The 12,428-nt window shown below is 42.4% G+C and carries 13 protein-coding genes; 1 reads left to right on the forward strand and 12 read right to left on the reverse strand.

Annotation, left to right across the window (positions count from 1 at the left end; translation table 11 throughout):
* Positions 1-28 precede the first annotated feature (28 nt).
* Positions 29-1,210 (reverse strand): MFS transporter, encoded by a 1,182-nt coding sequence (locus OW255_RS14975; protein WP_268114513.1) that lies wholly within the window; start codon positions 1,208-1,210, stop codon positions 29-31.
* A 114-nt stretch (positions 1,211-1,324) separates the two neighbouring features.
* On the opposite strand from OW255_RS14975, the gene OW255_RS14980 reads away from it, so the two are divergent.
* Positions 1,325-2,242, forward strand: a complete 918-nt coding sequence (locus OW255_RS14980; RefSeq protein WP_268114514.1) for an AraC family transcriptional regulator — start codon at positions 1,325-1,327, stop codon at positions 2,240-2,242.
* Positions 2,243-2,348: 106 nt separating this feature from the next.
* On the opposite strand, the gene OW255_RS14985 is transcribed toward OW255_RS14980, so the two are convergent.
* The 11 genes from OW255_RS14985 to OW255_RS15035 all read right to left on the reverse strand — a co-directional run bounded on the left by OW255_RS14985 (position 2,349) and on the right by OW255_RS15035 (position 12,377).
* On the reverse strand, positions 2,349-2,552 hold the full coding sequence (locus tag OW255_RS14985) for a hypothetical protein (RefSeq protein WP_024838457.1): 204 nt from the start codon (positions 2,550-2,552) through the stop codon (positions 2,349-2,351).
* Between the two features lie 68 nt (positions 2,553-2,620).
* Entirely contained in the window at positions 2,621-3,274 is a 654-nt protein-coding gene (locus OW255_RS14990) for an ABC-2 transporter permease (RefSeq protein WP_268114515.1), read from the reverse strand.
* On the reverse strand, positions 3,271-4,119 hold the full coding sequence (locus OW255_RS14995) for an ABC transporter ATP-binding protein (protein WP_268116616.1): 849 nt from the start codon (positions 4,117-4,119) through the stop codon (positions 3,271-3,273). The genes OW255_RS14990 and OW255_RS14995 overlap by 4 nt, the downstream gene beginning before the upstream one ends.
* Positions 4,120-4,124: 5 nt before the next feature.
* Positions 4,125-4,496 (reverse strand): GntR family transcriptional regulator, encoded by a 372-nt coding sequence (locus tag OW255_RS15000; protein WP_024838460.1) that lies wholly within the window; start codon positions 4,494-4,496, stop codon positions 4,125-4,127.
* A gap of 91 nt (positions 4,497-4,587) precedes the next feature.
* Positions 4,588-6,264: a methyl-accepting chemotaxis protein gene (locus OW255_RS15005; RefSeq protein WP_268114516.1), complete on the reverse strand. Its 1,677-nt coding sequence runs from the start codon at positions 6,262-6,264 to the stop codon at positions 4,588-4,590.
* A gap of 281 nt (positions 6,265-6,545) precedes the next feature.
* Entirely contained in the window at positions 6,546-7,577 is a 1,032-nt protein-coding gene (locus OW255_RS15010) for a tocopherol cyclase family protein (RefSeq protein ID WP_268114517.1), read from the reverse strand.
* A gap of 150 nt (positions 7,578-7,727) precedes the next feature.
* Positions 7,728-8,684 carry an L-lactate dehydrogenase gene (locus tag OW255_RS15015; protein ID WP_024838463.1) on the reverse strand — a complete coding sequence of 319 codons (957 nt, stop codon included), beginning with the start codon at positions 8,682-8,684 and terminating at the stop codon, positions 7,728-7,730.
* Between the two features lie 73 nt (positions 8,685-8,757).
* Positions 8,758-9,594: a methyl-accepting chemotaxis protein gene (locus tag OW255_RS20860; protein ID WP_326498133.1), complete on the reverse strand. Its 837-nt coding sequence runs from the start codon at positions 9,592-9,594 to the stop codon at positions 8,758-8,760.
* 141 nt (positions 9,595-9,735) lie between these two features.
* On the reverse strand, positions 9,736-10,455 hold the full coding sequence (locus tag OW255_RS15025) for an L-ribulose-5-phosphate 4-epimerase (protein WP_326498134.1): 720 nt from the start codon (positions 10,453-10,455) through the stop codon (positions 9,736-9,738).
* A 13-nt stretch (positions 10,456-10,468) separates the two neighbouring features.
* Positions 10,469-11,518, reverse strand: coding sequence for a hypothetical protein (locus OW255_RS15030; RefSeq protein WP_268114518.1), 1,050 nt, complete (start codon positions 11,516-11,518; stop codon positions 10,469-10,471).
* A 13-nt stretch (positions 11,519-11,531) separates the two neighbouring features.
* Positions 11,532-12,377, reverse strand: a complete 846-nt coding sequence (locus tag OW255_RS15035) for an L-ribulose-5-phosphate 3-epimerase (protein WP_268114519.1) — start codon at positions 12,375-12,377, stop codon at positions 11,532-11,534.
* Between the last annotated feature and the right edge of the window lie 51 nt (positions 12,378-12,428).

Raw genomic sequence — 12,428 nt, forward strand, 5'->3', positions numbered from 1 at the left:
GGAAACCAGCCGATGGTTTCCTCCCTTTTTATGCTTTAAGCTTTAACCGTAGCAGACATCTTACACTGATTACAAAAAGTATGGGAAATAGGACTGCAGCCAGAATTCCCATTTTCAAATTGTTACCTAGAATACCTGAGACCTGACCCACAAGGGTGGGGCCTGAAGAACAGCCTAAGTCCCCGGCCAGGGCAAGAAAGGCGAACATAGCCGTTCCCCCGCCCCGAATGGAGGCTGATGCCATACTAAAGGTGCCAGGCCACATGATCCCAACGGACAGACCACATATTCCACAGCCAATCAGCCCCAGTGCCGGATGGGGTGACAGGGAAATCAGAATATAGGACGCACTACATAAAATTCCGCTGTAGGTCATCATTTTTCCCAAATCGATTTTTTCTCCGTACTTACCGTAAAGGGCTCTTGACGTTCCCATCATAACTGCAAAAAACATAGGGCCTGCAAGATCACCAACCGCTTTTTTCACCTTAAGGCCCTCTTCGGCAAAGGCTGAGGCCCACTGGCTTACCGCCTGTTCGCCGGCTCCGGCACAGACCATTAGTATCATAAATACCCAGAATATCTTTTTACCTATAAGGGTCCTAAAGGAGATCCCCTCATCTTCCTTTATAAGAGGTGCGATTGGGACACGGAAGAAAGTAATCATGTTATAGAGCGGTATCAGCGCCCAAAAAAGGGCCAGTATCCTCCAGTTATCCACACCCAGTAATACAAAAAACACGGTGGAGATGAGAACCACACCAACATGGCCCCAGCAGTAGAAGGAATGTAGCATGCTCATAGCCTTTTCCTTATTTTCCGTGGGACATGCCTCTACCACAGGACTTACTAAGACCTCTAAAAGTCCCCCGCCTGCTCCATAAATCATTACCGCTCCTAAAAGTCCGGTCCAGGGATTAGAAAAAAATCCTGGAAGTACCACAAGGGAAACAAGACCAAGGGCACATAGAGCAAGGGCTGTAATCATGGAAATCCGGTATCCTACCTTGTCAATCACGCCCGCTGACAACAGATCCACCAATAGCTGGATGCCGAAATTAAAGGTAACAAGAAGGGCTATCCGGGATAATGGTATGTCGTATTCCTTTTCAAACGTAAGAAACAGAAGCGGTACAAAATTGTTAATTATGGCCTGTACAATATAGCTCATAAAGCAGGCGCGTATGGTTTTATTATAATCCTGACTCATTACTTTCCTCCCTGGTCTCATTTGTTGTATTATAACGCATAATAAAATCTGATTCTTGCAAGATATGGCCAATTTATGATATAATCTAGCCATTCTTTCAAAGGAGAACCATTTATGCAAAGCACTAGAATACAGACAGACGAATCCATGATGGAGCTTGCCTCCCATGGCTCAAAGGGTTTTCCTCTGCAATATTATTACGAAGACGTAGGTCAATTTGAAAACCGATGCATTGACTGGCACTGGCACAGGGAGTTTGAGCTGGTTTCCGTTACAAAGGGCATTGTACAATGCTCCATCGGCAACATCAGTCACATACTGGAAGACGGGGATGGCTTGTTTATTAATTCAGGAGCCATACATCGGTACGCTTCTGCAGGAAGCGCAGTGATTCCCAACGTGGTATTTTCACCAGAATTCATGGCACCGGAGGGAAGTCTGATTTATGAGCAGTACTTATCTCCCTTTCTCTCTTCCGGTATTTCTCATATCGTTTTAAAATCCATGATTCCCTGGCAAAAAAGCATCCTTAACAATCTTTTAAAGCTTTACAGCACCTGTGAGAATAAGGGGTCTGCCTGGGAACTTAAAACCCATACCTTGATCTGCCAGATATGGACAGAGCTATATGAACACCGAAACGAATTAGTCACCATGGAAAATACGGGAACCAACCGTATCTCCCAGGCCCGTTTTCGACGCATGACCATGTTTATTGAAGAAAATTACAGAAAGAGGCTTACTCTAGATGATATTGCTGCCTCGGTAGGCGTTAGTAAACGGGAGGCACTTCGCTGCTTCCAATGCTCCGTTCCCTTATCTCCCATTGAATACCTTAACAAATATCGGCTGAAGCAGGCCTCGAACCTCCTTCTTTCTACGGGCTATTCCATTAGCACAATAGCAGAATCCACAGGATTTGAGAGTACCAGCTACTTTGACCGCTTGTTCAAAAGAGAGTTTCACACGACGCCCAGAAAGCATAGAAATGCCTTGAAAAGGCAGGAGAAAGATATGGATAAGCAATTATAATAAGCTGCATATAACTAAAAACAGCTCCCCCTCACCAAAACTGTTTTCCTGCTGAAAACTGTCCCGGTGAGGGGGAGCATTGATATATTCAAAAGAGAATATAAGTCTACCTGGGATGAATGATAAATCCTATGAAAAAGAACAGGAAAAAGTAAATCAGAACCAGAAGAAAACAGATTTCTCCTGCCACGCGGATTTTAATAATTCTTATCCCCTTGGTCCATTTATAAAAATAATAAGATATTAATACAATTCCAAATGTGCCAAGCGAAATAGGCAGCCAGGCCATGATAAGAAAAATAAGATTCATCGTTTTACTCCTGAAGAACTTCCTTTTCTTATCTTCTCCCTTTTCCTTTCACTTATAAGCCGTGTTTATCAGAATTGCCTTTTCTCCATGATTTTAACAGAAAAACAATAGGAAATCCCATATATCACGGCACAGATGCATGCCAAAATCACAAAAAAGGGCGCTGGCCTTATGGTTCCTAACTGACGGAACGCTGCTGTTATATTCAAATTATTTAACTCAAAGAGTTTTGCAATGCCGAATACAACGGCAAAGATAGTTATGGATACTCCGAACAAGGCGATTCTTCCCTTTTCAATTCCAAATTTAAATTGAATGGGAAGATTCACTGCACAAAATAATTGTACCACAAAAAGATACATAAGCGCACCCGGAATAATTTCTCCCATATCCATATTCTTTCCTACCAATGATTTTATGAAAACAACAGCTAAAAACAAAATCCAGACAGTGAGACTTACGAGGATTCCAAACCCGTACTTTTCCCTTACATAATCTCTTCTGCTATAGGGCAGGGTGAAAAGAAAAGAGAATCCATTTTCAAACTCATCATAGCTGATGGTGGTAAATGTGAACATCATACACATCAGCGTCATATACCCGATGATATATGCCGGATTAAAATTAGCGAACAGCATCAGTGTGCAGATTATTGTAAACATGATGTAAAATTTCGCCTGGTTCTTAAACAAAATCAAATCCTTTATAAACAATCCTTTCATATCCGCTCACCTCGAATCATTAATGTCAGAATCTCATCAATGGTCCCTTTCTCCATAACGAGATCAGGATAGTTACGAGTATAATACTCCTTTTGGTCGGTAAGGCAATAGTAGCCGTAGGCTTCTTTCCTTCGTCTGATGATATGCTGATGATCCAGCTCTTCATACTGTTCTTTGGTAGCCTTTAATAATCCATAACGGTCAAGGAGCACATCTGTCTCTTCATGGAGAACGATTCGTCCCTGATCAAGCAAGTAAACATCATCACAAAGAGTCTCTAAATCCTTTGATATATGAGAACTAATGAGAATGGATCGGTCTCCTTCCTGCATATAAGCTCTGATGTAGTCAAGAAGTTCATCTCTGGCAATAACATCAAGCCCTGCGGTAGGCTCATCTAAGATCAGTATTTTCGCCTGGTGAGACATGGCTGCAATCAATTTAAGCTTTGCTTTCATGCCGGTTGAAAATTCCTTGATTCTCTTGTGAAAAGGAAGTCCTGCATCCCTGCATTTTTGTTCAAACTCTTCTTTATTGAATTTTTTATACAAATTCTTTAAAAAGGCAGATATATCAGAAAGGGTGAGATAGCCGCTGAATCCGGAATCGTAAAGTACAACCCCAATTTCTTCCCTTTCTTTCGCAGTCAGATCCTTGGGTTCCTTATTAAGGATTCTTATCTTACCTCCATCGACTGAAATAAGCCCCAGGGCTGACTTAAATATTGTTGTCTTTCCTGCTCCGTTAGGTCCTACCAGTCCGGTAATGTATCCTGTACGCAGCTCCAAAGAACAATCCAGACTGTAACCGTCATACTGCTTCTGTACGTTTTCCATTGTTAGCATCATAATCAATCCTCCAAAATGATACGAAACATCTCTGTTATGTCCTCGTCACTCATACCACAGCTCCTGCCCTTGCGAATGGCTGTCTCTAAGTCTGATTCCACTTCTTTTCTCTTCTCTTCCAATATCAAGCCTTGATTGGTGCAGGCTACAAAGCTTCCTTTCCCATGCACGGTTATGACAAAGCCCTCCTGCTCCAGTACGTCATAGGACTTTTTTACAGTCAGTGCACTGACTCTCAGTTCCTTTGCCAGACTGCGCACAGATGGAAGAGATTCTCCTTCTTTTAACTGGCCCTCCATAATAAGGCCCTTGATTTGTTCCACCGCCTGCTCATAGATCGGCTGCATGGAAGAGTTATTTATAATGATCTTCATAAATTTCCTCCTCGACAAACAGCATATAACAGTTGACCGAAAATGTCAACTGTTATATGCTGTTTATTTTAAACCTTATGTAATTAATTGTTTACTTTTTTAGCTGAAACTGGAAAATCAGATTACGAAGGGACTGGGCCTGACCGGTAAGCTCCTCACTGGAAGCAGAATTCTCTTCTGCCGTGGCAGCGTTTACTTCTACTACCTGAGAGATCTGGCCGATACCGTTGTCAATCTGTCTGGCTGCCATTGCCTGATCCTTTGATGCAGAAGCAATGCTCTCCACCTTGTTCATAACAACTTCTGTTCTTTCTACAATAATACTCAAGCCCTTAGCGGCTGTATCTGCGATTACAGCCCCCATCTCCACTGCCTCCAGAGAATCTTCGATTAACTGGGTGGAGGTCTTTGCTGCATTGGTACTCTGGCTTGCCAAGAGGCTTACCTGGTTGGCAACAACGGAAAAGCCTTTGCCTGCTTCACCGGCTCTTGCCGCCTCAATGGAAGCATTCAGTGCCAGGAGGTTCGTCTGAGATGCAATATCATTGATGGTATTGATGATCTTATTAATTTCCTGTGAGGTATTTCTGATTACCTCCATAGCACGGACCATCTCCTGCATGTTTTCATTTTCAAGATTGATACTCTTTGTAACATTCGTCATCTCATCGCTGATTTCAACTGCATTCTGCGCATTCTCAGAAATTCTTCCGGACATATCTGCAATGGTATCGGAAAGGTCTTTTACAATGGCCGCCTGATTGGCTGCGCCTTCTGCCAGGGTCTGAGCAGAACCTGCAATCTGCACGGATCCCATGGAAACTTCATCAGACACCTGACTGATATCTCCCAGACTCTGGGAAATCTTAGTGGTAAATAATTTCAGGGACTTTTCGATATTTCTAAAATCTCCTAAAAATTCATTTTTAAAATTCACATTAAAATTACCGGATGCCATGCTGCCCATAACGGAATCAATATCCTCGATATAGGATGCAATCTTTTGAATGGAGACCCTTAAGCTGTCAGCCACCTGTCCGATTTCATCGTTGGATACATATGTAATTTCCGTATGTAAATTTCCTTCTGCAATGTCTTTTGAAGCTGTCTCAAGCTCTCTAAGCGGAACTACAATGCTGGCGGAAAGCCGTCTTGCCATAACAATGGCAGTAACCAGTGAGATTACGGAGAAAACAGCTAGTAGTACTGAGGCAATATTCTCCACGACCTGGCTTGTTTCAAATTGCTGCAGGGCTTCCTTATCAGATCTTGTACCTGTGTTATCAAGGGCATCTGCAAGCATTTCAGAAGATTTATTATAATCTGTATTATAAAAGCTTATGGCCTGCTTCGTCTGTCCGTCTTCTACCAGTTGAACGAAATGATAGGTATCTTCTTTAAACTTGCTCACGGCCTCAGTTAAGCTCTGTGATATTTGATCGTCTTTTAGATTTGTTTTAATCACGTTGATATAACCGTCGATTTTTCCAAATCTTTTGTCAAAATCTTCTTTTTGTTCAGCTGTCACAGCCGGATCATTGGAAATGACTGCCCAAAGCATACGTTTGTTAATGGTCTGTACATCTTTTCGAATTTCCATCTGTTGTTTTGTGGTCTCATATTGTACGTGAAAAAAGGTATTGAAATGATTACCGATCTTACGAAAGCTTACGAGTGAAAAAACTGAAGAAAGAAAAATGATTAATACAAGGACTGCAAATACAAGATTCAATCGTCGGGAAATTTTAAGTCTGCTGCTTTTTTTCATAGGTGCTCCCCCTTTATCCTAAGATATGGAATTAGTAAATATATACAATATTATTATATCAATTATCTGCCATTTTTCAACATATTTTGCAGAATATTACAATTCTTTAAGGTTGTATTCTATTTATTATAGAACCCACCTAACAAAGGCACATACACATTAACATTTATTAAGAACAAGCCTCTGCTTTTCTAAATTTCTATGGATTCATATGTCGAAAAATGTCAACACAAAAGGGCCGATGCCACCTACCGTTAAATGGCATGCTCCGGCCCTCTGATTTATATGACTCCTGATTCGTATTCAAAGCTTACATAGTCACTGGAAAGGTCAAAAATCTGGTCCTCCCCTTTATACAAAAGAAATCTTCCTCGGAGCAGATGACCTTCCTTAATGAATCGGGTCATTCCTCCCTTTCCGGGAGCCATGAGTTTATGAGCAAAGGTAGGTATCTCTCGTTTTCCCTGGCTGCTTAAATAGACCTTTAAGGTATACTTCCCCTGTTTTAAAACAACCGAAGTCCGTCTTTTGCAAATGACCTTTACCCCAAGATAGGTGGCAAAGCGGTATTCTCTTCCCTTATAATGAATGACGCAGATGCAGCCCTCAAAGCTAGCTCCCATAAACGGGATACTGGCAACCGATACCATGATGGAGGCTGGCTCCTTAAACTGGTTGCATTGAATCCAAAGGTAATCTTTGGGAAAGGCTCTTCCTTTGTCGCCTTCCATGTATCCTTTTTCTCCTTCAAAATCTAACACCGTTCCATTTATCATGACTCTCCCATGAAGGGTATGAGACATGCTGATTACCTGGTGCCTGCATTCCATAAAGGGCATTAGCTCAAAGGGTCCCATAATGGAATACCGCAGAGGGCTGATGGGACCGTAATGAATGATTCCCTGAAGATCGATATCCTTTGATCTTATATTTAAGCGGATCCCGCGGTGGGAGAAAACATTAGGGCCCAGCATGATTCGGTTTTGTCTTCTGTCAACCAGATAATCCTCCTCAGAAAAATGGAGGAAATAAGAGGTCTCATTCCAGATAATCTGCAAAAAAGGGTGCATGGTTCCATTTTTCTCCACGCTGATACCAGGAATCAGCGCCAGTATACTATCCTTGTTCTGATGCTTAAAATACCAGCCTTCAAAAAATGCGAAGTTTGCATTGGTATAAAAAGTGGTAACACAGGAATCTCTTAAGCTGTCCCTTAACAAAACGGTTCTTCTTTGAAGCTTTTGATTGAAACGTCTTATCTCGCCCATGCTTTCCGGCCTTTTGTGCATGGTACATTTCTTATGTTGCGGCATTTGTCCTCAGTCTCCCATCTGTTCATTTTTCTGTATCAGTTAAACATAGGGTTACCAGATTTCATGCTCCGTAGTCAGCATATGGAGAGAAAGTATGATAGAAAAAAGCCTCGCCGGCAAATCGTTGATTTACCAGTGAGGCTCCTGATTTTATATTCCTTTTAAGACCTTGTCCGTATATTCCCGAATAATCTCTGCAGAGCTTCTAAACCGCTCCAGCTCTTCTTCTGTCATGTGTATCTCAAGTATGTCTGCTGCTCCTGTCCGATTTAAAATCGTAGGAACTCCGGCATACACTCCGTTTTGACCGTATTCACCTTCTAACAGTGTGGAAACCGGGATGATCCGGTTCTCATCGTAAAGAATTGCTTTGATGATTCCGGCGCAGGTGGTAGCGATCCCATAGTAAGTGGTTCCCTTTCTCTGATAAATCTCCCAGCCTTCCCGGACTGTTTTCTTTACGATTTCATCAAGATCCACATCTCCCAGCATGTCCTTGTTATCATGAATGATATCCTGGAATGGCTTTCCTGCTACGGTTACGGTAGACCAGGGAACCATCTGGGAATCACCGTGCTCTCCCATGGAATAGGCATAGATGCTTCTCGGATCAACATTCACCAGTTCTGCAATGAAGTTTTGAAGTCTTGAGGTATCAAGAGCACTTCCGGTTCCAATAACCTGATTTTTAGGAAGTCCTGATAATTGATATACGTAATGAGCCATAATATCGACTGGGTTTGAAACAACGATGAAGATGCCGTCAAAACCGCTTGCCATAATGGGGTCTACAATGGTCTTTACTATCTTTGCACTGACTTCTAAGGTATCAAGTCTGGTCTGACCCTTTTGGGGCGGTGCTCCCGCTGTAATTACTATAATATCGGCATCTGAGCAGTCCTTATAGCCTGCCACACGGACCTTTACGTTGCGGTCCAGATACTTAATCGTATCGCGAAGGTCAAGTACTTCTCCCAGCGCTCTCTCTTCATTAATGTCAATCATCAGGATCTCATCACAGATTCCCTGAGTCACAAGGCTGAATGCGGTTGAAGAGCCTACGAGACCGCAGCCGACTATGGCTATTTTTGATGTTTTTATCTTCATCTGTCAATTCCTTCTTTATGTTTAGAGTCATGATTATCATAACTCAAAAACTAAAAATTATCAAAGGAATTTTCTACAGATGTTCCACCAATCCTTCCAGCTTTTTCGCTGTGGCATTTAACTCACTGATAGAATTTACGATGTTCTTAAATTCCTGGGTTTCCTCATTAAAAATGGTGTTGGATTCGGTGATTCTGCTGTTGATGACAGTAATGGAAGCATTGATGCTTTTTAAAACCGTATCAATCTGACCAATGGAATCGTTGGTGGAGGCAGACATCTTCCTGATTTCACCTGCAACTACGGTAAAGCCTCTTCCTGCTTCTCCTGCTCTTGCTGCTTCAATGGCAGCATTGAGACCTAACAGGTTTGTCTGTGTGGAGATATCTTTTACAAAGTCCAGAATACCATCGGTATTTCTAGTGCTTTCATTGGCTTCATTTACCTTCACGGATATTTCGGAATTCATATTTTTTAATTGTTCAATTCCATTAGAAACACTTTTTGTAGATTCTGCAATCTGAGTGATTCCTGCTGATAAACTATTAACGATACTGACCAGGTTATTTCTTTTTTCCAGACTTTTTCCAAGGGTCAAAACCCCAATCACTTTTCTGCCCTTATCAAAAATGGGAACCGCATAGGACTTAAACGGGATTCCGTAAACCGTTGCCGGCACATCCATTACTGTCACCCTCCCGCTGTTAAGGGTCTCTCTGATGGCCCCCCCTGCAGGGATTAAATCTCCTGGCGTGATATGGAATCTTAACTGATTGCCATTCTCCACCAAAATAAATTTCTCTGTGTCTGTTAATGCGAAAGCAACATCATCATCAAATAAGCTGGATAAATACGGAATCACCTCATAAAATGAGTCCAACAACTGGTGCTCTGTGGTAAAATTGTTCATAATACCTTCCCCCTTCATTCGTTAAGCCGTCTTATGTAATTTCCTGGACAGATACTTAAAATTTATCATTTGTAAAATAATTCTATTTTAGTATATCCTTGGAAGTATGTCAATGCGAAGGGCTACAAGCTTTTAAATATTTCAGGATAAAATTGGGGAAATGTAACGGCCTGGTTTTTGTCCATAATAAGCATTGGCTCCATGCTTCCTTAAATAATGCTTATCAAGAAGCTCTCTTGGGGCAGGCTTCACATGGGGGTTGATCTGTTCACACCTGGCTGCCATTTTTGCCACTTCTTCTAAAACCACACTATGATGAACTGCCTCCCTGGCATTCTTTCCCCAGGCAAACGGCCCGTGATTTTTACAAAGACAAGCTGGAACTGCCATATAATCCTTATCTTTATAATAATCTGCAATCAAAATTCCTGTATTCTTTTCATAGGCACCGTTTATCTCCTCTTCATTCAGACAGCGAAGACAGGGAATTTCTCCATACATATAATCGGCATGGGTGGTGCCGTAGCAGGGAATTCCTCTTCCAGCCTGAGCCCAGCTGGTGGCCCAGGAGGAATGAGTATGTACCACTGCCCAAATATTTGGAAATGCCTTATAAAGCTCCAGATGAGTGGGCGTATCAGAGGAAGGATTTAGGCTCCCCTCTACAATATTACCCTCCAGATCCACCACGACCATGTCCTCTGGATGCAGCTTTTCGTATTCTACTCCGCTTGGTTTAATCACGAAATACCCGCTCTTTCTATCAATAGCACTTACATTTCCCCAGGTAAATGTCACCAGCCCATACTTAGGCAAATCCATGTTTGCTTCATAAACCTGAAGCTTTAAATCTTCCAGCATATTTTCTCCTCCTCTACGGTGCTATCCGGTACATAGAGATTTCATCGGTTTCACGGTTTGCACTAATCAGTAAATCATCTCCATCCTTCATCAGATGGCACACATTTGCCGGGCCGCAATCTCCATCAAGCACTTCCCACTGGTAATTGCTGGTTTCCTTGTTCCAGGTAAACAACAGAAGGTTTCTTTCCCCTTGTCTATGACCCACTACAAGACAAGGCTTTCCACACAAATTTCCTCCGTATATGGCATGGGTAAATTCTGCAGGTTTTTCATATTCATATACCTTTTGAAAACTACCAGCCTGTTTTTTATAGATAGAAATCTGATCCCCATGAAACGGAGATAATACCGCAAGCTCTTTTTCCCCATCTTCATCAAGATCCACAAGAACTGCATCACTGGAAGGAGTATGCAGCAATTCCCTTATCTCCCACGGTTCCCCCTTTACTGCTGGGGGAATGAATTGACAGATGCCTCCTTCAAATGAAACAAGCCCTGTTTCCACCCCCTCTTCCTCCACCCGGTAATATCCGTGGTTTCGAAGCATGTTATCCTTTAGGATCTCAAATTCCAGGGGATTATCTTCACTCAAGCTGCTTAAATCCTGAGGAAGTACGGCAGTATAAACCTTTCCAGGACTGGACCAGTCTTCTTTATATTCATGACCAGATTTTAAGGTACAGGCTAATAAATAATGAATGCCATTCCGTTTAAGAATATCAAACCGATGGATATGAGGAAGCTTTACCAGGGTTCTTATCTGCCAATCATCAGGGCCGACTGGCGTTACAATCACAATGCTGGATTCCTTGGAGTCATTAGGGGAATAAAATCTATGAGTGGCAAGAAACTGTCCGTCGGTTCCAGGAACCTGTACCATGGACATAGTACCCCCTGGCCCTTTCCATACGGTGTCCACGACCTTGCCGTCCATATCAAAGAGCAGGCACCGCTCTTCTTTCTCCGCTGCCACCAGAAAATGTTCTTTTCCCTTGTAGTTTAAGGGTGCCACAGAATAACATTTGGTCAAATGCTCCAATACCTTTTTTTCTACTTTCATTCTAATCTCCCCCTTAACACTGCTTATTCAGTATTTCTGTCATTCGCCGGTTGGCATCATAAAGGTCTTTCATCCATTCCTCATTTCCGGTGAACCAGAATTCCGTGACGAATTTTCGAATGCCCAGTTCCCATGCTGTCTCTATGGCACGTTCAAAATCCACATGCCCCATACCAAAAGGAATCTCCCGGAATTTTCCAGGTACCGTTTCTTTTAAGTGCATGGCGACCAGATGCCCCTTTCCTGCTTTTAAATCATCAAGGGCATCGATTCCATATGTTTTTGCTGCATTTGTGATGTTTCCGATATCCGGATAGACGTTTAGATACATAGAAGATACTAATTTTACATATTCCATGGACTTTTCCACTGTATTCATAAATTCCGTTTCCATGGTTTCAAATCCCAGTAAAACTCCGGCCTTTGCTGCGATTTCAGTGGCCTTTTTTAGATTATCCAGAAAATATTCTCTGGTATCCTCACTGGAATCCTCGTAATAAACATCGTAGCCTGCCAGCTGAATGATCCTCACTCCCAGGTCATCTGAAAGCTGGATGGCTTTATTCATAATATCCATTCCTTTTTCCCGTATCTCAGGGTCATGGCTTCCAAGGGGATATTTCCGATGTCCGCTAAGACACATGGTACGTATGGGAAGTCCTACGATTTTCATCATACTGATGAGTTCCAGCCGCTCGGCCTGGGACATGGATAAGCGGCTCAGCTTTTCCTCTGTTTCATCGATGCTGATTTCTACGAAATCATACCCGGCTGCTTTTGCCGCTTCCAGTTTTTCTTTCCATCCAAGCCAAGAGGGCATGGATTTCTCATATAATCCAAGGGTGTATGCCTTTTCCATAAATTTGCCTCCATACAGATGCAATCAAAATGGAAGCCCGGGCATTGTTCC

Source organism: Lacrimispora xylanolytica (assembly GCF_026723765.1).
Taxonomy (GTDB): Bacteria; Bacillota; Clostridia; order Lachnospirales; family Lachnospiraceae; genus Lacrimispora; species Lacrimispora xylanolytica.

What these genes read in the sequence shown, in the direction of transcription:
- OW255_RS14975 (WP_268114513.1), bottom strand. Translation starts at nt 1,210, where the DNA reads ATGAGTCAGGATTATAATAAAACCATACGCGCCTGCTTTATGAGCTAT.
- OW255_RS14980 (WP_268114514.1), top strand. Translation starts at nt 1,325, where the DNA reads ATGCAAAGCACTAGAATACAGACAGACGAATCCATGATGGAGCTTGCC.
- OW255_RS14985 (WP_024838457.1), bottom strand. Translation starts at nt 2,552, where the DNA reads ATGAATCTTATTTTTCTTATCATGGCCTGGCTGCCTATTTCGCTTGGC.
- OW255_RS14990 (WP_268114515.1), bottom strand. Translation starts at nt 3,274, where the DNA reads ATGAAAGGATTGTTTATAAAGGATTTGATTTTGTTTAAGAACCAGGCG.
- OW255_RS14995 (WP_268116616.1), bottom strand. Translation starts at nt 4,119, where the DNA reads ATGCTAACAATGGAAAACGTACAGAAGCAGTATGACGGTTACAGTCTG.
- OW255_RS15000 (WP_024838460.1), bottom strand. Translation starts at nt 4,496, where the DNA reads ATGAAGATCATTATAAATAACTCTTCCATGCAGCCGATCTATGAGCAG.
- OW255_RS15005 (WP_268114516.1), bottom strand. Translation starts at nt 6,264, where the DNA reads ATGAAAAAAAGCAGCAGACTTAAAATTTCCCGACGATTGAATCTTGTA.
- OW255_RS15010 (WP_268114517.1), bottom strand. Translation starts at nt 7,577, where the DNA reads ATGCCGCAACATAAGAAATGTACCATGCACAAAAGGCCGGAAAGCATG.
- OW255_RS15015 (WP_024838463.1), bottom strand. Translation starts at nt 8,684, where the DNA reads ATGAAGATAAAAACATCAAAAATAGCCATAGTCGGCTGCGGTCTCGTA.
- OW255_RS20860 (WP_326498133.1), bottom strand. Translation starts at nt 9,594, where the DNA reads ATGAACAATTTTACCACAGAGCACCAGTTGTTGGACTCATTTTATGAG.
- OW255_RS15025 (WP_326498134.1), bottom strand. Translation starts at nt 10,455, where the DNA reads ATGCTGGAAGATTTAAAGCTTCAGGTTTATGAAGCAAACATGGATTTG.
- OW255_RS15030 (WP_268114518.1), bottom strand. Translation starts at nt 11,518, where the DNA reads ATGAAAGTAGAAAAAAAGGTATTGGAGCATTTGACCAAATGTTATTCT.
- OW255_RS15035 (WP_268114519.1), bottom strand. Translation starts at nt 12,377, where the DNA reads ATGGAAAAGGCATACACCCTTGGATTATATGAGAAATCCATGCCCTCT.